This window comes from Streptomyces sp. 4F14, from assembly GCF_048159485.1.
Classification (GTDB): Bacteria; Actinomycetota; Actinomycetes; order Streptomycetales; family Streptomycetaceae; genus Streptomyces.
The window spans coordinates 26,638-48,256 of record NZ_JBLRVY010000001.1; the positions used below are offsets into that span (position 1 = coordinate 26,638).

19 protein-coding genes are annotated in these 21,619 nt (G+C 72.5%); 7 read left to right on the plus strand and 12 right to left on the minus strand.

Translation table 11 applies throughout. From position 1 onward, the window contains the following. Window positions 1–111: 111 nt before the first annotated feature. Window positions 112–1,095 (plus strand): aldo/keto reductase, encoded by a 984-nt coding sequence (locus ACLZOT_RS00140; RefSeq protein ID WP_416966552.1) that lies wholly within the window; start codon window positions 112–114, stop codon window positions 1,093–1,095. A 3-nt stretch (window positions 1,096–1,098) separates the two neighbouring features. Here the strand turns inward: ACLZOT_RS00140 and ACLZOT_RS00145 are convergent, their stop codons facing one another. The 7 genes from ACLZOT_RS00145 to ACLZOT_RS00175 form a co-directional block, all read right to left on the minus strand. After that, window positions 1,099–2,133, minus strand: a complete 1,035-nt coding sequence (locus ACLZOT_RS00145) for a hypothetical protein (RefSeq protein WP_416966553.1) — start codon at window positions 2,131–2,133, stop codon at window positions 1,099–1,101. Window positions 2,134–2,265: 132 nt separating this feature from the next. Continuing rightward, a complete protein-coding gene (locus tag ACLZOT_RS00150; protein ID WP_416966554.1) occupies window positions 2,266–3,858 on the minus strand; it encodes a serine/threonine protein kinase in 1,593 nt (530 codons plus the stop codon). Window positions 3,859–4,012: 154 nt separating this feature from the next. Next, window positions 4,013–5,620: a CAP domain-containing protein gene (locus ACLZOT_RS00155; protein ID WP_416966555.1), complete on the minus strand. Its 1,608-nt coding sequence runs from the start codon at window positions 5,618–5,620 to the stop codon at window positions 4,013–4,015. A 72-nt stretch (window positions 5,621–5,692) separates the two neighbouring features. After that, on the minus strand, window positions 5,693–6,871 hold the full coding sequence (locus ACLZOT_RS00160; RefSeq protein WP_416966939.1) for a serine hydrolase domain-containing protein: 1,179 nt from the start codon (window positions 6,869–6,871) through the stop codon (window positions 5,693–5,695). Window positions 6,872–7,037: 166 nt separating this feature from the next. Continuing rightward, window positions 7,038–7,391, minus strand: a complete 354-nt coding sequence (locus ACLZOT_RS00165) for a UBP-type zinc finger domain-containing protein (RefSeq protein ID WP_416966556.1) — start codon at window positions 7,389–7,391, stop codon at window positions 7,038–7,040. Next, a complete protein-coding gene (locus ACLZOT_RS00170; RefSeq protein WP_416966557.1) occupies window positions 7,388–8,830 on the minus strand; it encodes an ATP-binding protein in 1,443 nt (480 codons plus the stop codon). Before ACLZOT_RS00170 ends, ACLZOT_RS00165 begins: the two co-directional genes overlap by 4 nt. Further along, complete coding sequence (locus ACLZOT_RS00175) at window positions 8,827–10,503, minus strand: FAD-dependent oxidoreductase (RefSeq protein ID WP_416966558.1); 1,677 nt, start codon at window positions 10,501–10,503, stop codon at window positions 8,827–8,829. The genes ACLZOT_RS00170 and ACLZOT_RS00175 overlap by 4 nt, the downstream gene beginning before the upstream one ends. A 131-nt stretch (window positions 10,504–10,634) precedes the next feature. Here ACLZOT_RS00175 and ACLZOT_RS00180 point away from each other — a divergent pair, with 131 nt between their 5' ends. Next, window positions 10,635–11,489 (plus strand): universal stress protein, encoded by an 855-nt coding sequence (locus ACLZOT_RS00180; protein WP_416966559.1) that lies wholly within the window; start codon window positions 10,635–10,637, stop codon window positions 11,487–11,489. Window positions 11,490–11,492: 3 nt separating this feature from the next. Here the strand turns inward: ACLZOT_RS00180 and ACLZOT_RS00185 are convergent, their stop codons facing one another. Next, window positions 11,493–12,728, minus strand: coding sequence for a DUF4032 domain-containing protein (locus tag ACLZOT_RS00185; RefSeq protein WP_416966560.1), 1,236 nt, complete (start codon window positions 12,726–12,728; stop codon window positions 11,493–11,495). Between the two features lie 9 nt (window positions 12,729–12,737). Beyond that, complete coding sequence (locus ACLZOT_RS00190; RefSeq protein WP_416966561.1) at window positions 12,738–13,484, minus strand: MBL fold metallo-hydrolase; 747 nt, start codon at window positions 13,482–13,484, stop codon at window positions 12,738–12,740. Between the two features lie 206 nt (window positions 13,485–13,690). Here ACLZOT_RS00190 and ACLZOT_RS00195 point away from each other — a divergent pair, with 206 nt between their 5' ends. Continuing rightward, window positions 13,691–14,305, plus strand: a complete 615-nt coding sequence (locus tag ACLZOT_RS00195) for a TetR/AcrR family transcriptional regulator (protein WP_416966562.1) — start codon at window positions 13,691–13,693, stop codon at window positions 14,303–14,305. A 13-nt stretch (window positions 14,306–14,318) separates the two neighbouring features. After that, on the plus strand, window positions 14,319–15,992 hold the full coding sequence (locus ACLZOT_RS00200) for an FAD-binding dehydrogenase (protein ID WP_416966563.1): 1,674 nt from the start codon (window positions 14,319–14,321) through the stop codon (window positions 15,990–15,992). Between the two features lie 95 nt (window positions 15,993–16,087). Here ACLZOT_RS00200 and ACLZOT_RS00205 read toward each other — a convergent pair whose 3' ends face one another. After that, window positions 16,088–16,435 carry a DUF488 domain-containing protein gene (locus ACLZOT_RS00205; RefSeq protein ID WP_416966564.1) on the minus strand — a complete coding sequence of 116 codons (348 nt, stop codon included), beginning with the start codon at window positions 16,433–16,435 and terminating at the stop codon, window positions 16,088–16,090. Window positions 16,436–16,575: 140 nt separating this feature from the next. Here ACLZOT_RS00205 and ACLZOT_RS00210 point away from each other — a divergent pair, with 140 nt between their 5' ends. Continuing rightward, window positions 16,576–17,958, plus strand: coding sequence for a M1 family metallopeptidase (locus ACLZOT_RS00210; RefSeq protein WP_416966565.1), 1,383 nt, complete (start codon window positions 16,576–16,578; stop codon window positions 17,956–17,958). A 58-nt stretch (window positions 17,959–18,016) separates the two neighbouring features. Here the strand turns inward: ACLZOT_RS00210 and ACLZOT_RS00215 are convergent, their stop codons facing one another. After that, entirely contained in the window at window positions 18,017–19,234 is a 1,218-nt protein-coding gene (locus tag ACLZOT_RS00215) for a saccharopine dehydrogenase family protein (protein ID WP_416966566.1), read from the minus strand. A 115-nt stretch (window positions 19,235–19,349) separates the two neighbouring features. On the opposite strand from ACLZOT_RS00215, the gene ACLZOT_RS00220 reads away from it, so the two are divergent. After that, the gene (locus tag ACLZOT_RS00220; RefSeq protein ID WP_416966567.1) at window positions 19,350–20,069 is read left to right on the plus strand and encodes a TetR/AcrR family transcriptional regulator C-terminal domain-containing protein; all 720 of its coding nucleotides are present in this window, start codon (window positions 19,350–19,352) and stop codon (window positions 20,067–20,069) included. Here the strand turns inward: ACLZOT_RS00220 and ACLZOT_RS00225 are convergent. Beyond that, on the minus strand, window positions 20,038–20,913 hold the full coding sequence (locus tag ACLZOT_RS00225) for a LysR family transcriptional regulator ArgP (protein ID WP_416966940.1): 876 nt from the start codon (window positions 20,911–20,913) through the stop codon (window positions 20,038–20,040). The genes ACLZOT_RS00220 and ACLZOT_RS00225 overlap by 32 nt on opposite strands. 69 nt (window positions 20,914–20,982) lie before the next feature. Between ACLZOT_RS00225 and ACLZOT_RS00230 the strand changes: the two genes are divergently transcribed. Then, window positions 20,983–21,597: a LysE/ArgO family amino acid transporter gene (locus ACLZOT_RS00230; RefSeq protein WP_416966568.1), complete on the plus strand. Its 615-nt coding sequence runs from the start codon at window positions 20,983–20,985 to the stop codon at window positions 21,595–21,597. Window positions 21,598–21,619: the final 22 nt, after the last annotated feature.

The window sequence follows — 21,619 nt, forward strand, 5'->3', positions numbered from 1 at the left end:
CATACGTCCGTATTTCGGCCGTCTGGCCGAACGGATCACCCGGACGAGTGACGTCGGCGTGCGTGTCGCTCCCATTTCCGCCCCGACCGGCCCTGATGACAGACTGCGCCCATGGAGCAGCGCGCATTCACCCGCACCGGCCGGTCCGCATCCGTCATCGGCCTCGGCACCTGGCAGCTCGGCGCCGACTGGGGCGACGTCGACGAGAAGGAGGCCCTCGCGGTCCTCGACGCGGCCGTCGAGTCCGGCGTCACCTTCTTCGACACCGCCGACGTCTACGGCGACGGCCTCAGCGAGCAGACGATCGCGGCGTACCTGCGCTCCCGCCCGGAGCCGGACATCTTCGTCGCCACCAAGATGGGCCGCCGCGTCGAGCAGCTCCCCGAGAACTACGTCCTCGACAACTTCCGCGCCTGGAACGACCGTTCACGGCGCAACTTGGGCGTCGAGCGCCTCGACCTGGTCCAGCTGCACTGCCCGCCCACCCCCGTCTACTCCAGCGACGAGGTCTTCGACGCCCTCGACACCCTGGTCGCGGAGGAGCGCATCGCGCACTACGGCGTCAGCGTCGAGACGTGCGCGGAGGCGCTCACCGCGATCGGCCGGCCCGGAGTCGCGAGCGTCCAGATCATCCTGAACCCGTTCCGCCTCAAGCCCCTCGCCGAGGTCCTCCCGGCCGCCGAGAAGGCGGGCGTCGCGATCATCGCGCGCGTGCCGCTCGCCTCCGGCCTGCTGTCCGGGAAGTACACCGAGGACACCGTCTTCCCGGCCAACGACCACCGCACCTACAACCGCCATGGCGAGGCGTTCGACCAGGGCGAGACCTTCTCCGGCGTCGACTACGCGACCGGCGTCGAGGCGGCCGTGGAGTTCGCGGGGCTCGCCCCCGAGGGCGTCACCCCCGCCCAGTTCGCCCTGCGCTGGATCCTCCAGCAGCCCGGCGTCACCACCGTCATCCCCGGCGCCCGCACCCCCGGACAGGCCCGCGCCAACGCGAGCGCCGCGGACCTGCCCGACCTGGACGCCGCCACCCTGGCCTCGGTCCGGGACCTGTACGACCGCCGGATCAAGGACCAGGTCGAGAACCGCTGGTAGCCGCTACTCGGCTGAGCGGGCGTTGCGCAGAGAGGCGATGCAGCTGCCGATCGCCTCCTGGAGATCCTCCAGCTGCTTGACCATGTCGTCCTCGTAGAAGTCCTGCGCGTCGTCGAAGGTCAGCTCCTCGAAGACCTTCGTGGCCCGCTGGAGGCTGCTGTAGAACTTCGTGCGCCGCTCCTGGACCCGTAGTTCGGGATCGGCCTCGACGGTCTCCACGACGAGGTTCTTCATCGTGTCGTACGCCTCGGTCGCCCACTCGCCGGCGTCCTCGTCGTCGTTCAGCTCCTCGATGAGGGACAGGTGCCGCTCGGCCTCCTCGCGCAGCGACCTCGGCGCGTCGATCGTCTGCCCGGCCGGGGTCTTCACCTGGCCGGACTCGGCGATCTGCCGGACGTACCCGATCCGGTCGGCGGAGCGGCTCTCGGTGGCGACGGCCTTCTTGAGGTCGTCGGTGCGCACGACGTCCCGGGCCAGCTCGGCCTGGAGCGTCGGGTCCTCCTTGATGCGGTCCAGGAGGGCGGCGCGGGCCGCGCGGGCGGTGGAGGGGTCGGCGAGGATCGCGGCGCGCAGGGCGGTCGGGTTCTCGGCGACCTCCAGGGCCTTCGTCGGCCGGATGCCCTCCGCCTCGGCGGCCTCCGAGATCGCGGTACCGCGCTCGGACGTCGCGCTGGAACGGGAGACGTAGTAGCTCAGCCAGACGTCCGCGTCCGGCAGTTCGACGTCCTGCCCGGGCTCCAGCGCCTCGAAGTGCGGGACGAGGCCGTCGTCGGCGGCCTTGTCCCACGCCTTGTAGTAGCGCATCACGCGCTCGGCGGAGCACTCGGCGAGTTCGGCGAACTCCTTCGCCGACACCTTGGCGCTCTCGCCCGCGGCCTGGCCGCCGGGCCGCACACTGCGCGCCACCTTCAGGCCGAAGGCCCACCCGCCGGTGCGCGCGTACGCGCCGAACTCCCGCGCGTCCCGCACCACGTCGTCCGCGAACGGAACGAACTCCACCTCGGCGGGCATCTCGGACGGGTCGATCGCCAGGGTCACGGAAGACTCCTCAAGAGAACGGAACGTGCAGACCGGCAGCCTATATCGACCCGTTGATACGGCTTTGGCAAGACCCGCTCCGGCTGAACCCGCCTGGCCGAAACGTCTCCTCAACTCGGCCGGAACGTCCGTTCAGCTCGGCCGGAACGTCCGGAAGAACGCCTTGAGCGCCTCCACGTTGGCCGGCTTCTCCCAGTCTCCCTCCGGTGTCGTCCAGCGCAGCGAGAACCCCGAGTGCTCCCCGGTGATGAACCCCCGCCCGAAGGTCCGCAGCGACACACCGTGCCCGTCCTTCACGACCCACTCCATGTCGGCCGCCTCGAACCCCTGGTACGTCGTCGCCCGGATCTCCCCGATCCGCCGGAACCCCTCCTCCTGCCGCAGCTCCGGCTCCACCGTGTCCCGCCACACCGCGACCGGGTCGGGCCCGAGCTGCGTGCTGTAGGTGACCGCGAGCGCGCGGCCGTCGCCCTTCGCGCCGAAGGTGATCCGGTAGGCCAGATCGCCCTGCTTCGAGGTCTCCAGCCGCTTCCATCCCTCCGGCAGGTCGATCGAGAAGCCCTCGGGGGCGCGGTACTTCTGGAACTCTGGCGCGGGGGAAGGCGGTGCGGAAGGGGACGGGGAGGCAGGCGCTGCGGGTGCCGTCGGGGTCGGGGAGGGCGCCGGAGGGGCGCTCTGGCCGACTTCGTTGTCAGCGGGGGCCGCCGCGGTCGCCGAGGGCCGGGGCTGCGCGTCCGTCCCCGCGTCCTGCGTGCCCGGCAGTTGGTGCGTCGCCGCCAGCGCCGCGACGGCCACCGTCACGACCGCCAGCGCCGTCCCCGCCGCCATCGCCCGGCCGCGCCACGCGGGCGTCGTGTGCAGCACCGCGTACGCGCGCCGCAGCCGGGGCGCCGGGGCGAGGTGCGGGTTCTCGTCCAGCGTCCGGGTCAGGGACTGCCGCAGCACCGCGCGCGTCAGCCGCTCCCGGGAGTCCTTGCGCAGCAGGCCCTGCACGGTCCCGGCGAGCGGACCGGCACGCACGGGCGTACGCAGCGGCAGCCGGTCCACGCCCCGCAGGGTCGCGTCGGCCCGGTCGCGGTCCCGGAACGGGGGCCGCCCCTCCAGCAGCGTGTACAGGATCGCGCCCAGCGCCCACAGGTCCGCCGCCGGACCGATCCGCTCGTCGCGGGCCTGCTCCGGCGAGGCGTACGACGGGGCCGCGACCCGGGGTGCGAGTGTCGCGCCGACCAGGCCGAAGCCGGTGAGGACGACGGGGCCCCGGTCCCGGACGAAGATCTGGCCCGGGCTCAGCTCGCCGTGCGTGATGCCCTCGCCGTGCGCCGCCTCCAGGACGTCCAGGACCTCCAGGACGATCGCCGCCGCCCGCGCCGGGTGGAACGAGCCCTGCTGGTCGATCAACTGCCCCAGCGGCAGCCCGTCGATCCACTCCGTGACCGTCCACAGCGAGCCGTCCTCCGCGACCGCGTCGAGCACCGCCGCGATCCGGCCCGGGCACAGCCGGGTCATCGTCGCCGCCATCCGCCGCACCCCTCGCGCGGCGCCACGCCCGTCCTCCTCGCCGGTGCCCTCCGGCAGCCCGATCCGCGTCACCAGACAGGGCCTGCCGTCCTGCGCGTCCTGGCCGTACCAGCTGACGCGGTTCGTCTCCCGGTGGACGACGTCGAGGAGGAGGTATCTGCCGGCGATCAACTCGTGCGTGGAGACGTGCGCCTTGACCATGGTCATCCCTCGCTGAACCCCCGGAGTTTCTCTCCCTTTCCCAGTGGTACGGCGCGCGGGGCGCGATGCGTTCAAAGGATCCGAGATTTCCGGAGGGAATCTGTCTTTCATTCAAAAGCGGCGGGCCGCACGGGGAAACGTATGTGCGAGGAAAGGGGATTCAGGCGCCGAATAGCTGCGTCCAGTACGTCCCCGAGGGGCCGCCGCCCGCGAAGCCGACACCGAGATGGGTGAAATCCGCCTTCAGGATGTTGGCCCGATGTCCCGGACTGTTCATCCAGCCCTCCACCACCTCGGCCGCCGAACGCTGGCCGCAGGCGATGTTCTCCCCGATCGACCGTTTCGCCGACCCCGCCGCCGCGGCCCGGTCCCAGGGCTGGGTGCCCTCCGGTGAGGTGTGCGAGTAGAACGCGCGGGCCGCCATGTCGACGCAGTACGCGCGTGCCGCCCGCGCGAGGGGACCGTCCGGGGCGAGCGGCCTGAGCCCGGCGCGTATCCGCTCACGGTTGGTCAGGTCCAGCACCTCGGCCTCCACCCGGTCGAGCCCGGCCGGGGTGAGGGGGCTCGCCCATACGGCGGTCCAGTACGCGCCGGCGTTCGCCACGCCCGCGTGCGTGAACGCCGGGTCCTGGAGTGTGCGGCGGGCCTGGTCGGTGCTGAGGCAGTACTCGACGAACTCGGCGTGCGTCCGGGGTCCGGACACCAGGTGCTCGCCGACGGCGAGGTACGCGAACCCGGTCGCGGTGACCCGCTGGAACACCGAGACCCCGTCCCGGCCCTCGACCCCGAGCTTCCCGGCGGCGGCCATGGCGGCGGCGTGCGCGCGGGCCGCGGAGGCGAGGCGGGGGTCCAGGGCCACGGGGGGTGAACCGGCTTGTGCGCGGGCGGGGTTGACGAGGGCGAGGAAGCCGTCGGGGTCGGGGGAGGGGGTGTGGGACGGGCGGGGTGGGGCTGCGGGGGCGGGTGCCGGGTGTGCTGGGTGTGCGCCGCCGGTCGGGGGTGCGGTGGGGCCGGGGCGTGCGCTGTCGGCCGCGGGCGCTGGGCGGATGCCGCCGTGCGAGGGTGCCGTGGTTGTGGGGCGGGCGCCACTGGTCCCCTGGCCGGTGCGGAACAGTCCGTTGCCCGGGAGGCGCAGACCGCCGCCGCGCCGCTGGGAACCGATCGCCTCCGAGGCGCGCGCCAGGAGGCCGCCGGGTCCGGTGAGCCCCTGCCTGGTGAGCCCCTGCCGTCCCGCGTGCCCGTCCGCTGTTCCGGCCCCGGCGGCCGCCTGCGCGTGGTCCGCCGCCCCGTCGTCCGAGACGTCCACCCCGAAGTCCCGTGCCAGCCCCGCCAGCCCGTCCGCGTACCCCTGCCCGAGCGCGCGGACCTTCCAGGCGCCCGCCCTGCGGTACACCTCCGCGAGGAGCAGGACCGTCTCCGTGCGCACGGGCGCCGGGGTGAAGCGGGCCAGGACGCGGCCCTGGGGATCGGTGACCTGGAGGGCCGGGGCGGGGAGGCGGGCCAGTGCCGTGCCCGGGTCCGCCGGGCTGACGACGAGCGTCACGCGCGAGGCCCCGGCCCGCAGCCGCGCCGGGTCCAGGGTCAGGGCGTCGCCCTGGAGGCGGGCTCCGGGGGCCGTCGGCTGGTTGAAGAAGACGAAGTCCGCGTCGCCGCCCACCTTGCCGCCGTCGTCGGTGATCAGGGCGCTGATGTCGAAGGGCCCCGGTACCCGGAAGGTCCACGCGCCGCTCGGGAGGGCCGTGTTGCCCCCGGGTACCAGTTCGCTCATCGTGCCGCCCCGCTGTCGTTCCGTATCGGTCCAACGGGCGGTGCGGCGCGACGGTTCCCGCCGCTCGGCCGGTCAGTCCAGGACGAGGTCGGGCGCCAGGTCGTCGTGACGCTCGGGGAGCGGCGCGGGGGAGACCCGGGACTGGGCGCGCTTGCCGCAGAACGCCGCCTCCAGGGTGCGCAGCATCGTGGTGTGGACACGGGAGCTGTTGGAGACGTTCGCGAGGGCGGCGAGGCTGCGGCGGCCGTCCTTCGTGGTGAACGCGTAGCTGTAGTAGCCCTGGACCGCGCCGGTGTGGCCGTACACCGACACCCCGCAGGACAGGGTGCGGCGGCGCAGGCCGAGGCCGTACGCCTGGCCGGTGCCCGCCGGGACCCACTTCTGCATCTGCGCGAGCTGCGCGCGGGACGTCAGCTTGCCGCGCATGAGGGCCGACAGGAACGTGTCGAGGTCCTTCGTGCTGGAGATCATCGCGCCGGCGCTCTGCGCCCAGGACACGGTCTGCTGGGTCGCGTCGACGAGGGCCGCGCCCGCCCTGTCGGGGGTGAGGTACCCGCGGGTGTGGCGGCCCGGGATCGTGGCACCGGGGTGGACGTACACGGTGTCGGTGAGCTTCAGCGGCTTGATGATGCGCTTGTGGTACTCCGCCGCGACGGAATGCCCGGTGAGCTTCTCGACGAGCATTCCGGCGACCACGAAGTTCGTGTTGGAGTACCGGTAGGGGCCGCCCGGTTTCGTGGTGCGCGGGTGGCGCAGGGAACGGGCGACGAGCTGACGGTAGGTGAAGACCTTCGTGCGGACCGCCTCGAATCCGGAGACGGACCGCGCGAACATGTCGTTGCTGTAGTCGTACAGGCCGCTGCGGTGGCTCAGGACGTGCCGGACGGTGATCCGGTTGTCCGGCAGCAGCTTCGGCAGGTACTGGTTGACCGGCGCGTCCAGGCGCAGCTTGCGTTCGTCGACGAGCTGGAGCAGGACCACCGCCGAGAACACCTTGGTGACGCTGCCGATCCGGAAGCGGTCGGCCGTACTGAGGGCCCGTTTCGTCTTGCGGTCGGCGACGCCGACCGTGGTCTGACGGACCGTCCCCCCGTCGTCGATGCGGGCCATCGCACCCGGTGCACCCTGGCTGCGGGCCGTGTTGAGGACATTGCGCAGACCCGTCATGTCGGGTCCCGGTGCCGCCGCCGCGTGCGCGGGGCCGTTCAGCAGGGACAGGAACACGGCTCCCGTGAGCGCTCCACCGGTCAGCCGTCTCCACTTCGAGCGCGTCAAGCTTCCTCCGCTTCCTCACCACTCCGAGGCCGACGCACAGGTGACGTCCTGTCACACAGCGTGCGTCGCTGACGCGCCTCAGTATTGCCCCGGAGGGCGAGGAAACCGATGACCCGCGCGCGGGTGAATCCGTCGGGTTATCTCACCGGTGCAGAGAGCGGGCCCAGTCCTCGGGCACCCGCCCCGCGGGACCCGGCACCGCCTGGTCCTCGGGACGGTTCACGGGCGGCGCCAGCTCCGGACCCGTCTCGTGCAGTTCGTCGCGCGCGTAGTCCCAGAACCAGCCCTCCCCGGGCTCGTAACTGCGCACCAAGGGATGCCCGGTCGCCTTGTAGTGACCCGTCGCGTGCTGCGCGGGCGAGGAGTCGCAGCAGCCGACGTGCCCGCACTGCGCGCAGCGCCGCAGATGGAACCACCACCCGCCCACCGCGTCGCAGTCCACGCACCCGGGCCCGCTGGGCGGCGCGCTGGGGTCGACACCGGCGAGTTCGGTCATGACGGGTCCTCCTCGGGGAGCGGTGCGGTCAGCGGCAGCAGCACCTGGAACCGGGTGTCCCCGGGGACGGACTCCACGTGCAGGCCGCCGTGGTGCTTGTTGACGACGATCCGCCACGAGATGTCGAGCCCGAGGCCGGTGCCCTCGCCGACCGGCTTGGTCGTGAAGAACGGGTCGAAGATCCGGTCGCGGATGTCGTCGGGCACCCCGCCGCCGGTGTCGCGGAACTCCACGAGCAACTGCTCGCCCTCGCGCGCCGTACGGATCGTCAGGGTGCCCTCGCCGGCCATCGCGTGGACGGCGTTGTCGATGAGGTTCGTCCACACCTGGTTGAGTTCCGCCGGATATGCGGGAACTTCCGGGAGTGTCCGGTCGTAGTCCTTCACAACGGCGATGTGCTTGCCGAGTTTGCCGGAGAGCATGAGGAGGGTGCTGTCGAGAAGCTCATGGACGTCGACGTCCCGGAAGGGCGCGCGGTCGAGCTGCGAGTACTGCTTCGCGGCGTCGACCAGATGCGAGATGCGGGTGGTGGAGTCCTCGATCTCGGACATCAGCAGCTCGGTCTCGACCGTGTAGTTGAGCCAGCCCACCGCCCCGGGGAGGATCTCCTCGCCGACCGCCGCCTCGACCTGCTCCAGCCAGTCCACATCGAGCCCGGCCTGCACGAAGGTCGGCGCGAGCCGCCACCCCTCGGCGAGACCCCGCTCGTCGAGCCAGTCGGCGATCACGTCCTCGCGGTCGGACGCCTCGATCGGGCTCAGCGCGGGCGCCTTCCCGACCCGCTCCGCCGTCCGCTCCTGGATCTCCATCAGCCGCGTCAGCGACTCGTGGTCGTAGGGCCCCGAGGCGATCACAGCGAGCTTGTGCCGCATCTTCGCCACCCGCTCCCGCAGCGACGCCGTCGCCCGTACGGCAGCCGCCGCCGGGTTGTTCAGCTCGTGCGTCAGCCCCGCCGACAGCGAGCCCAGCGCGAGCAGCCGCTCCCGCTGGGCCACCGTCCGCTGCGTGTTGCGGGAGCCGAAGAACATGCCCTCCAGCATGTGCACGGCCATCGGGAACCAGTCCCGCATCATCGCCGCGAACTCCTCGGACGGCAGCACGAAGAACCGCGACGGCTCCGTCACCCGCATCGACCCGGCGTACACCTGCGGCACCCGGTCCCCGAGAAACGCCTGCATCGACCCCGAGTACACGCCGCGCTGCGAGGTCCGGTTGACCTCCACGTCGTCCCCGCCGACCCGCCGCGACAGCACGACGGTGCCCTCGATCAACACGTAGAAGCAGGTCGCCGGCTCCCCCTCGGCGTACACCGGACCGGGCTCGAACCGCTCCACCCGGCCCACCGCGCACAGCCGCCCGAGCTGCTCCGGCGACAGGTCCTCGAACAGGAACAGCGACCCGATCTCGCCCGGGTCGCAGGGCAGCACGACCCCGCTCACGACTGCTCCAGATACCGGTGGACGAGCATCACGGCCATGGCTCCCTCTCCTACGGCGGACGCGACCCGCTTCGCGGACTCCGCGCGCGCGTCCCCGGCGACGAACACGCCGGGCACGCTGGTCTCCAGGTGGTACGGCGGCCGGTCCAGCTCCCAGCCCGCCGGGGGCCGCCCGTCCGGCGTCAGGTCGGGCCCGGCGAGGATGAAGCCGCGCTCGTCGCGCAGCACCGTCTCGTCGAGCCAGTCCGTCAGGGGCGCCGCCCCGATGAACACGAACAGCCACTGCGCGTCGACCAGTTCACTCGCCCCGCTCACCGTGTCCCGCAGAGTGAGCTGCTCCAGGTGGTCGCTGCCGTGAGCCGACTCGACGACCGTGTGCGGGCGCACCGAGATGTTCGGCGCCTGCTCGATCTGCTGGATCAGGTAGTGCGACATCGACGCCGACAGGTCAGGCCCGCGCACCAGCAGCGTCACCGACTTCGCGCCCCTGGCCAGGTACATCGCCGCCTGCCCGGCCGAGTTCGCGCCGCCCACGATGTACACGTCGTGCCCCTGGCAGGACGGCGCCTCGGTCAGCGCCGACCCGTAGAACACCCCGCGCCCGGTCAGCTCCTGCACGCCGGGGCACTCCAGCTGCCGGTACGACACGCCCGTCGCGAGGATCACGCTGTGCGCGGCGACCGACGAGCCGTCCGCGAACCGCACCACCCGCGCGGAGCCGCTCGCGTCCAGCCCCGTCACCTCGCGCGCGGTGAGGATCTCGGCGCCGAACTTCGCCGCCTGACGACGCGCCCGCTCGGTGAGCTGACCGCCGGACACCCCGTCGGGGAAACCGAGATAGTTCTCGATCCGCGAACTCTGCCCCGCCTGCCCACCGGTCGCCGACCGCTCCACGAGCACCGTACGCAGCCCCTCCGACGCCCCGTACACCGCCGACCCGAGCCCCGCCGGACCGCCGCCGATCACCACCAGGTCGTAGAAGTCGGCCGTCGGCGTCGTCGCCAGCCCCACGTGCGCGGCCAGCTCGGCGTCACCCGGCTCGACCAGCGGGGCGCCCTCCGCGGTGATCACCAGCGGGAGCCGCGCGTCGTCCGCGCCGGCCGCCGCGAGCAGCCTGCGCCCCTCCGGCTCGTCCGAGGAGTACCACCGGTAGGGCACCTGGTTGCGGGCCAGGAACTCGCGTACGTCCGAGGAGCGCGCCGACCAGCGGTGCCCCACCACCTTCGTCGTCGGCACCGGCCGGTGGTCGCTGCGCCGCCACGCCTCCAGGAGGTCGTCCAGGACCGGGTAGAGCTTCTCCTCGGGCGGGTCCCAGGGCTTCAGCAGGTAGTGGTCGAGGTCGACGACGTTGATCGCGTCGATCGCCGCGTTCGTGTCCGCGTACGCCGTCAGCAGCACGCGCCGGGCGCCCGGGTACACGTCCAGGGCCTGTTCCAGGAACTCGATGCCGTTCATCTGCGGCATCCGGTAGTCGGCCAGGATCACCGCCACCAGGTCACCGCGCAGCTTCAGCTCCCGCAGCGCCTCCAGCGCCGACTCACCGGACTCCGCGCGCACGATCCGGTGCCCGGCGCCGTAGCGGCGCCGCAGATCACGGGCGACGGCGCGGGAGACCCCCGGGTCGTCGTCCACGGTCAGGATGACGGTCCGCGCTGTTTCGGCGGCCTGTGTCATACGTTTTCCACCCCGAGTGCTCAGGTCCAGGGCGTGCGGCCCTGGGCGACACCGGCCATCGTAGGGTCGGAAGGGAACAAGCGCTCGGCCTCGCGGGCACCCCGCTGGGCCACGACGGGAAAGGCGGCACCATGACGGCCCTGATCACGGCAGGCTTCGACGGCACCGACGAGAGCCTCGCCGCCCTGTCCTGGGCGGCCCGCGAGGCCGTACGGCAGGACGCGGCGCTGCGGGTCGTGCACGCCTGGGAGGTCCACCCGGACGCCACCGTCGACCGCGCGACGCAGGAGGGGTGGGCGCGGGACGCCGTCACACGGGCCGTGGAGCGGATCGCCGCGCGCCACACCGGCCTCGACATCACCGCCGACACCGTGGAGGGCCCCGTCGTCGAGACGCTGGCCGGCGCCGGAGGGCTGCTGGTGCTCGGCTCGCGCGGGCACGGCGCGGTCGTCGGCTTCCTCCTCGGCTCGGTCGGCCAGCAGGTCATCGCCGACGCCGTCCACCCCGTCGTCCTGGTGCGCGCCGGGGACGACGCCGCGCACGAGGCCGCCGGCCGCGACATCGTCGTGGGGCAGGAGGGCGCCCCCGAGGACAGCGCCGACGCGCTGGGGTTCGCCTTCGCGACAGCCGCCGCGCGCGGAGCGCGGGTGCGTGCCGTACGCGCCTGGACGCTGCCCCCGCTGTTCGCCTACAGCCCCGGCTCCCTCATGCTCCTCGACGAGGTCGGCGGGCCCGAGCCGTTCGAGCGCAAGGCCCTCGCCGACGCCGTACGGCCCTGGCGGGAGCGGTATCCCAAGGTGTCCGTCGTCGAGCACATCGAGATGGGCAGCGCCGGACAGGTCCTCCTCGCGGCGGCCGGGGAGGCGCAGTTGGTGGTCGTCGGGCGGCGGGCGCGGCGGACGGCCGTGGGCGCGCGCATCGGGTCCGTCGCGCACGGCGTGCTGCACCACGCGCCCTGCCCGGTCGCGGTGGTGCCGCACGCCTGACGCTCACTCGGGGATCGTCGGCTCCAGGGTCGCGCGGGCCTTGGGGAGGATGTTCGTGATGTAGTCCTTGACGGCCTCTTCGATCCCGATGTCGTGCTGCGCGCGCTCGGACAGGTACCAGCGGTGCTCCAGCAGCTCGTGGTAGATCTCCGCCGGGTCCATCTGGCCGCGCACCTCCAACGGCACCTCGCGCACGGTCGGCCGGAACACGTCCCGCACCCACCGGTGCGCCAGCACCTCAGGACGGGCCGCCAGGGGGTCGCCGGGCGCGTAGTCGTCCTGGGTCGCCATCCACGACTCCAGGTCGCTCAGCAGCCGCCTGGCCTGGTTCTCCTCCGTGTCCAGCCCGGTCAGCCGCAGCAACTGCCGCTGGTGGTGGCCGGCGTCCACGACCTTCGGCACGAACGTGACGGTGTCGCCGTTGGAGGAGTGCTCGATCTGCATCTCGGCGACGTCGAAACCCAGCTCGTTCAGGCGCCGGATGCGGCGCTCGATGTAGTGGTACTTGCCCGCCGGGTACACCGAGGTGCGGGTCAGCTCCTCCCACAGCGCGCAGTAGCGCCGGTAGATCTCCTGCCCGAACTCGATCGCGTCGATCGACGGGTGCAGCGCGCCCGACGCCTCCAGGTCGAGCAGCTCCCCGCTGATGTTCACGCGCGCGAGGTCCACGTCGTACTCCCGCTGCCCCGGGGACAGCTGCGGGTGCAGGTCGCCGGTCTCCGCGTCCACCAGGTACGCCGCGTACGCGCCCGCGTCGCGCCGGAACAGGGTGTTGGACAGGGAGCAGTCGCCCCAGGCGAACCCGGCGAGGTGCAGGCGCACCAGGAGCACCGCGAGGGCGTCCATCAGCCGGTGCATCGTCGCGGGGCGCATCGTCGTCTCGAACATCGACCGGTACGGCTGTGAGCCGCCCAGGTGCCGGGTCACGAGCACCGACTCCAGGGGGTCGCCGGCCTCGGTGGTGCGGCCCGTCACGACGGCGAGGGGGTCGACGGCCGGGATGCCGAGGCGGTCCAGGTCGCGCAGCAGCTCGTACTCGCGCAGGGCGGGCCGCTCGGCCAGCTCCTTCACGGCGATCACCTCGTCGCCCGCGCGCGCGTAGCGCACGACGTGCCGCGAGATGCCGCGCGGCAGGGGGACGAGGACCTCCTCGGGCCACTCCTCCAGCGGGACGTCCCACGGCAGCTCCAGCAGGAGGGCCGGATGCTCCGGAGTAGTCGCACTTATCTGCAAAGCCATGGCCTGACCTTAAACGTCCACCCCGCGCGCGTGACGTGCGGCGTCGCCGATGTCACCTCGGTGCACGGGACCGTGTCCCGGGACGACGACGTCGCCGTCCAGGGTCTCGAACAGGGCCAGCGACTGGAGAGCGCGCTCCCGCTCGTGGTGGAACATGGCCGGCAGGAGCTGCGGGCCCTGCTTCCGGGACGTCGGATGGCCGCTGACCAGGGCGTCCCCGGAGATCACCACCCCGGCCGCGGGCAGGTGGTAGGCGCAGTGGCCGAGCGTGTGACCCGGCGTGTGCACGGGCACCGGACCGCCCGGCAGGTCCAGCGCGCCGGGCGCAGGGAACGCCTCCGGGGAGGTCACCCGCGTGTCGGTGGTCCCGCCGGAGCGGATCGCGTGCACCGCCCACGGCAGGACGCCCGGACGCCAGCCGTTCCTCAGCACCGTCCCCACGCCGACCTGGTGCAGGAACTCCCGGCGCGCGTGCGGCACTTCCGCCTCGTGCAGGTACACGGGCGTGCCGTACGTCGAGCGCAGGAACTCCGCGTTGCCCAGGTGGTCGGAGTGCGCGTGGGTGACGATCACCGCCGCGATGGCCTCGGGGGCGCCGCCGACCGCCGTGAGGGAGGCGAGGAGCGCCTCACGGTCGCCCGGGTAGCCGGTGTCGACGAGCGTGACCGCGTCGCCGTCCGTGAGGATCACCCAGTTGGTGTTCGAGCCGCGCACGAGATGGATCCCGTCGGCGACTTCCTGTACGTCTGCCTGCATCGCTGGTCCTGTGGGGGGAGAGGTCCGAGCCGGTCACGGCACAGCCAAGCAGATCAACAGGCGCACGCCGCCGGTGGGGTGGCCGGTTCCGGACGGCCAGGTCCCCTCCCAGCAGAATCGAAGACACGTTCGAGTGAAAAAGCCGCCCGGCCCTTTCGATGCATCGGTGTATCCGATACGTTTGCGTATCGAACGGAGGTACGGACATGGTCGACGGCACGAACACCCCGCGCGTCACCCGACGCCGCGTCCGCACCCGCGCCAACCTCCTGGCCGCCGCGTTCACCGTCTTCGCCGCCAAAGGGTTCGGGCGCGTCTCCATCGAGGAGATCTGCGAGGCCGCCGGCTACAGCCGGGGCGCGTTCTACTCCAACTTCGCCAGCCTCGACGAACTCTTCTTCGCCCTCTACCGCGAGCGCGCCGATCTCATCGCCGAGCAGGTCGCCGGGGCCCTCGCACAGGACGGCCCCGGACTCGACGTACCGGAGGCCGTCGACCGCGTCACCGACGTCCTGCTCCTCGACCACGACTGGCTGCTCGTCAAGACGGACTTCCTCGTGCACGCCGCCCGCGACCCCCGGGTCGCCGAGAGCCTCCTCGGGCACCGGGCGCGGCTGCGGGGCGCGATCACCGACCGGCTCGCCGAGGCCCCCGTACCGCCCGTCCTCGGCGACGCCCCCGCCGCCGCGCACGCGGTGATCGCCGCCTACGACGGGGTCACCACCCAGCTCCTGCTGGACAAGGACGTCGAGCGCGCCCGCGCCTGGCTGAAACAACTGCTCACCGCGCTGCTGACGGACGGCAGCGACATCAACGGATGAAGGGACGGGCGTCATGGACGCGGACGTCATCGTCGTCGGAGCCGGACTCGCCGGGCTGGTCGCCGCACACGAACTGACCAGCAGGGGCCGCCGGGTCGCCCTGGTCGACCAGGAGAACGCCGCCAACCTCGGCGGCCAGGCGTACTGGTCCTTCGGCGGGCTCTTCCTCGTCGACTCCCCGGAACAGCGCCGCCTCGGCATCAAGGACTCCCTCGACCTCGCCTGGAGCGACTGGCAGGGCAGCGCCGGCTTCGACCGCACCGAGGACGAGGACTCCTGGGCGGTGCGCTGGGCGCGCGCCTACGTCGAATGGGCGGCCGGCGAGAAGCGGACCTGGCTCGCCGGGCACGGCATCTCCTTCGTCCCCACCGTCGGCTGGGCCGAGCGCGGCGACCTGCGCGCCGACGGCCACGGCAACTCCGTCCCCCGCTTCCACGTCGCCTGGGGCACCGGCACCGGCGTCGTCGAACCCTTCGTCAAGTACGCCAGGCAGGCCGCCAAGGACGGGCTCCTCACCTTCCACCACCGCCACCGCGTCGACGAGCTGGTCATCGAGGACGGCACCGCCAAGGGCGTGCGCGGCACGGTCCTCGCCCCCGACGACTCCGCGCGCGGGGTCGCCTCCGGCCGGGACGCCGTCGGCGAGTTCGAACTGACCGCGCAGGCCGTCGTCGTCACCTCCGGCGGCATCGGCGGCAACCACGACATCGTGCGCCGGTACTGGCCCGAGCGGCTCGGCACCCCGCCCGCCGAGATGGTCACCGGCGTCCCCGCCTACGTCGACGGCCGGATGCTCGACATCAGCGCGCAGGCGGGCGTACGCCTCGTCAACCGCGACCGCATGTGGCACTACACCGAGGGCATCCAGAACTGGAACCCCGTCTGGCCCGGCCACGGCATCCGCATCCTGCCCGGACCGTCCTCGATGTGGTTCGACGCGCTCGGCCGCCGCCTGCCCGACCCCTGCCTGCCCGGCTACGACACCCTCGGCACCCTCAAGCACCTGCGCACCACCGAGGACATCGCCGGGTACGACCACTCCTGGTTCGTGCTCTCGCAGAAGATCGTCGAGAAGGAGTTCGCGCTCTCCGGGTCCGAGCAGAACCCCGACATCACCGCCAAGGACCGCAAGGCCGTCCTGCGTGACCGGCTCCTCGGCAAGGGTGCCCCCGCCCCCGTGCAGGCGTTCCTCGACCACGGCGCCGACTTCGTCATCGCCGACAACCTCGACCGCCTCGTCGAGAAGATGAACGGCCTCACCGGCAAGCCCCTCCTGGACGCCGACACCCTGCGCCGCCAGATCAAGGCCCGCGACCTCCAGATCGCCAACCCCTACAGCAAGGACGCCCAGGTCCAGGGCATCCGCAACGCCCGCCGCTACATCGGCGACCGCCTCGGCCGCGTCGCCACCCCGCACCAGATCCTCGACCCCGCCGCCGGCCCGCTCATCGGCATCAAGCTGCACATCCTGACCCGCAAGACCCTCGGCGGCATCCAGACCGACCTGGACTCCCGCGCGCTCGGTGCCGACGGCACACCGATCGCGGGCCTGTACGCGGCCGGCGAGGTCGCCGGCTTCGGTGGCGGCGGGGTGCACGGCTACAACGCGCTGGAGGGCACGTTCCTCGGCGGCTGCCTCTTCTCGGGCCGGGCGGCGGGCAGGGCGGCGGCCCAGCAGACGAAGTGAGTCCGGTCCCCCCAAGGGCGCTCGCCCCGGCAGGCGGGGTGAGTTCGGCTCCCCAAGGGCGCCCGGCCCGGCCCGGCGGGCGAGGTGAGGCGCGGTCAGCTCAACAGCCGCAGCAGGACAGCGGCGTGGCTCCCCTCGGGCTGCTTCACCGCCGTCAGCAGCGTCACCGGCCCCGCGGCGGCCGACTCCTGGACACGAGACAGGAGTTCGGCCGCCTCGGGAGCGGCGAGCTCCGCCTCGTACCGCCGCGCGAACTCCTCGTAGGACCCCTCGCCCGCGTGGTACCACCGGCGCAGCTCGTTCGACGGCGTGAGCCCCTTGGGCCACTCGTCGACCCGGGCCGCCTCCTTCGAGATGCCGCGCGGCCAGAGCCGGTCGACGAGGACACGGACGCCGTCGGCCGGCTCGGGGGGTTCGTACACGCGGCGGATGCGGACGCTCATACGGGCGAGCCTAGGTCCCGGCCACCAGGTGACGCTCCGTGGTTTGACCTGAATGGGGGACGAATCCCGGGTGCCGGTTCCCTAATCTGAAGGACGTTTGATCACGCATCAGATCATCCGCCCTCCAGCTAGGAGCGATCGTGCCCCCAAGACGTCCCGCCCTCGCCGTACCCGTCGCCCTCGCCGCCGTCCTGATCGCCGCGAGCCCCGCCTCGGCGGGACCCGTCGGCCAGGCGGGCGTCGGCGACCCGTATTTCCCCCTGGCGGGGAACGGCGGCTACCACGTCTCCCACTACGACCTGACGCTCGGCTACGACCCCGGCAGGAAGCACCTCGACGGGAAGGCCGTCCTCACCGCGCGCGCCACGCAGGACCTCACCCGCTTCGACCTCGACTTCACCGGCCCGAAGATCACCGGCCTGACCGTCGACCGCCGCCACGCCTCCTACCGCCGCTCCGGCCAGGAACTCGTCGTCACCCCCGACCGCCCCCTGCGCAAGGGCCAGACCTTCCGCGTCACCGTCACCTACCGGGGCACCCCGGCCCCGGTCACCGACCCCGACGGCTCGCTCGACGGCTGGATCCCCACCGACGACGGAGCGTTCGTCGCCGGGGAGCCGCAGGGCGCGATGACCTGGTTCCCGGCGAACAACCACCCCCTCGACAAGGCGTCGTACGACTTCACGATCACCGTCCCCAAGGGGCGTACCGCCGTCGCCAACGGCGTCCTGCTCGGCCAGTGGACGAAGAACGGCCGCACCACCTTCCGCTGGCGGCAGCGCGAACCCATGGCCGCCTACCTCGCCACCGCGACCGTCGGCACCTTCAAGATCCGCCAGTACACGACGAAGAGCGGCATCAAGGTGTACGACGCCGTCGACCCGCGCGAGGCGAACGCGGCCGAACCGGTCCTCAAGAAGCTGCCGTCCGTGCTGGAGTGGGAGAGCAGGCTCTTCGGGCCCTACCCCTTCCGCGCCGCCGGCTCCATCGTCGACCACGCCCCGCAGGCCGGCTACGCCCTGGAGACCCAGACCCGGCCCGTCTACGACCGCGCGCCCGACCTCTCCACCCTCGTCCACGAGAGCGCCCACCAGTGGTTCGGCGACTCCGTGTCCCTGACCTCCTGGAAGGAGATCTGGCTCAACGAGGGCTTCGCGACGTACGCGGAGTGGCTGTACGACGAGCAGCACGGCGGGGACAGCGCGCAGAAGGCGTTCGACGCGCTGTACGCGCGGCCCGCGGGCGACGGACTGTGGAAGTTCCCGCCCGGCAACCCCGGCAGCGGCGCGAACATCTTCGGCCAGCCCGTGTACGCGCGCGGCGCGATGACCTTGCACGTCCTGCGGGGGGCGGTCGGGGACCGCGCCTTCTTCCGGATCCTGCGCGCCTGGGCCACCGAGCACCGCGACGGGCACGGCACCACCCCCCAGTTCCAGAAGCTCGCCGAGCGGATCTCCGGCAAGAACCTCGCCCCGCTCTTCCACACCTGGCTGTACACGGCGGGAAAGCCCAAGCTCTCCTGAAGCCCGGGCTTTCCCAGCGGACCTCGCGGCCTGCTGCCGACCGCCTCGCACGTGCGGTTCACTGCTCCCGCAGCCCCCACGGCGAGCCGTACTCCGTCAGCAGGTCCAGGTACGGGCGTGCCGGGAACGCCTCCGGGCCCAGGACGCCCGTGCCCGACCAGACACCGGTCGCGAGGAGTTCGAGGGCGACGACCGGGTTCACGGCCGTCTGCCAGACGACGGCCTGGCTGCCGTACTCGGTCATCGACCACTCGTTGTCGACGACGTGGTAGAGGTACACCTCGCGCGCGGCGCCGTCCTTCGTGCCGCGCACCCACGTGCCCGCGCACGTCTTGCCCCGCATCCGCTCGCCGAGGGAGGCCGGGTCGGGGAGGCAGGCGGCGACGACGTCCCGGGGGGAGACGGCGACCGGGCCGCCGGCGGTCGGTACGGTCACCGGGGCCGTGCGGTCCAGCTCCAGGCGGTGCAGCGTCTTGAGGGTGTCGACGAACTCCTTGCCGAGCCCGTACTTGAAGGTCACCTTGCGCGCGTCCACCCAGCGCGGCACGAGGAGCACCTCCTCGTGCTCGACGTTCACGCACTCGACCTCCCCGATGCCCTCCGGGAAGTCGAACACCTCCGGCTCGCTGAACGGCGCGGTGGTGTACCAGCCCCGGTCGGCCTCGTAGACCACCGGCGGGTTGAGGCACTCCTCGATCGTCGTCCAGATGTTGAAGGACGGCGCGAAGTCCAGGCCGTCGACGGTGAGGTTCGCGCCGTCGCGGATGCCGATCTCCTCGATCTCGTCGAAGAGTTCGTCGGCCGCGTACCGGGCGAAGACGTCGGAGAGGCCGGGCTCCACGCCCATGCCGACCAGTGCGAGCGTCCCCGACTCGGCCCACTGCCCGGCCCGCGCGAACTGGGCGTCGCCGAGCTTGACGCCGCACTCCTCGTACGGGCGGTCGGGGTGCGGGCGCGACAGGGACATCGCCATGTCGACATAGGTGGCGCCCGCCGCGTGGGCCGCCTCGAACAGGGGCAGCACGAACCGAGGGTCGGTCGCGTTCAGCAGTACGTCGCAGCCGTGCCGGACCAGCAGGTCACGGACGGCCGCCTGGTCGGCGGCGTCGACGGACGCCGCCGTGAAACGGTCGTCGCCGTCGAGGGCCGCCACGGCCGCCGCCGCACGGGCGGGGTCGTAGTCGGCGACCACCATCGCGTCGAAGAACGGGCGCCGGGCCGCGATCCGGGTGATGGCGGTACCCACGCCACCGGCTCCCACGAGCAGTACACGCATGACAAGGCTCCTCTGTCGATATGACGTCATGTCGTCACAGGGGTGCGCACGCCTTGTAGAGGATGAAACGCGCCTTGGTGTCGTAAGGTCAATGGCGTTGGCATAAGGAGGCCCCATGGCCAAACAGGTCGTCCCCGAGGAGAAGCGCAGACGCCGCCGCCCCACCAAGAGCGGCACGCTCCTCTCCGAGGACCTCATCGTCGGTACGGCCCTGAGGCTGCTGCGCGAACACGGCAGCACCGGCCTCACCGCCCGCCGCCTCGGCCTCGCCCTCGACTGCGACCCCAGCGCCCTGTACCGCTACTTCCGGGGCATGGACGACCTGACCCTCGCGATCGGCGACGCCCTCATCGGCCAGGCCCTGCACGGCTGGCGCCCCACGGGCGACTGGCGCGCGGACCTGCACGCGGTGGGCCTGCGCATCTACGAGGCGTACGTCGCCCACCCCCAGGCCGCGCAGCTCACCGCGAGCCGCGTGACCGGCCGGGCCAACGAACTCGCCGCCGACGAGGCCGTCCTGGACGTGCTGCGGCGGGCCGGGTTCCCGCTGGCCGAGACCGTGCGGATCTACCACGCCTTCATCGACCAGACCCTCGCCTTCGCGGCGCTCGACGCGGCCTCCCTGGCCCTGCCGCGCGCCTCCCAGCGGGCCGACGACGCGAAATGGCGGTCCACGTACGCGCGCCTGCCGGCGAGCACGCACCCCCGGATCGCGGAGGCCGCCCCGCTGCTCACGACCCACATGGTGACCAGCGCCTATCCGACGGCGCTGGAGATGCTGCTCGACAGCGCGCAGGCGCGGCTCAGCGCAGGAACGCGCGCGCGGCGGCGGTGACGGCCTCGGCGACCGTCGCCAGGGCGGGGGAGTCGAGTCTCCACTGCTGCCAGAACAGCGGCAGATCCAGCGGCCGGTCCGGGGCCAGGGAGACCAGCCGGCCGCCTCGCACGAGCGGTTCGGCGTGCACCTCCGGGACCATGCCCCAGCCGAGCCCCGCGACCACCGCGTCCCGGAACCCCTCCGAGCTGGGAATGGCGTGCCTGACGGGGCTCGCGCCGTCGGCGCCCAGCATCCGGACGAACGTGTCCTGGAGGCCGTCACGCCGGTCGAAGACCACGACAGGCGCCTCGGACAGCGGGCCGGTCAGGTGGCGGGCCACGAAGTCGGGGTGGGCGCAGGCCAGGTAGCGCATCGTCCCCAAGGGCCGCACCGAGCAGCCCGTGACCGGTTCCGGCGAGGCCGTAACCGCCGCCATCACCAGGCCCTCGCGCAGGAGCTGCGCCGTACGCGTCTCGTCCTCGCGGTGGAGTTCGAAGCTGAGCGGCGGGTCCTGCGGGACCTGTTCGAGCGCGGCCAGGAACCAGGTCGCGAGGGAGTCGGAGTTCACCGCGACGGACACCCGCGTCGCCTCGCCCTCCCCGCTCATGCCCAGCTCGGACCGCGTGTCGCGTTCCAGCCGGGCGAGCTGGCGGGCGAACCGGACGACGATCTCGCCGGACTCCGTCGGCCGTACCGGCTTGGTGCGCAGCAGCAGGACCCGGCCCGTGCGCTGCTCCAGCGCCTTCACGCGCTGGCTCACCGCGGACGGCGTCAGGTGCAGGGCGGAGGCCGCCGCGTCGAACGTGCCCTCGTCGACGACCGCGAGGAGGGTGCGAACCTGGTCGAGGGGGAGGTCTGTCATCACGATCGCTGATGTTACGTAAGAATCTTTAGCTGTACGCGTGGTGATCCGCTTCGTAGCGTGGACCGCATGCCCCCAGCACTCACCGCCGCCGCGGCCGGTTTCGGGACCGGTCTGTCCCTGATCGTCGCCATCGGCGCCCAGAACGCGTTCGTCCTGCGCCAGGGCGTCCGTCGCGCCGCCGTCCTGCCCGTCGTCGCGATCTGCGCCCTGTCCGACGCCGTCCTCATCGCCCTCGGCGTCGGGGGAGTGGGCGTGCTCGTCGTGGCCTGGCCGGGGGTGCTGACGGCCGTCGGGTGGATTGGAGGCGCGTTCCTGCTCGGCTACGGCGCGCTCGCCGCCCGGCGCGTCGTCCGGCCGCAGGGGGCGCTCGTCGCCGACGGGGACACGACCGGGTCCGTGAGACGCGCGGTGCTCACCTGTCTCGCGCTGACCTGGCTCAATCCCCACGTCTACCTCGACACCGTGTTCCTGCTCGGGTCCATCGCCGCCGACCGGGGGTCCCTGCGCTGGACGTTCGGGCTCGGGGCCGTCCTCGCCAGCGTCTGCTGGTTCGCCGCGCTCGGCTTCGGGGCCCGGCTGCTCGGCCGCTTCCTGACCCGGCCGGCCGCCTGGCGGGTGCTGGACGGGTTCGTCGCCGTGACGATGATCGTGCTGGGGGTCACCCTGATCGTGGGGAGCTGATCGTCGTACCGTATGTGCGGCA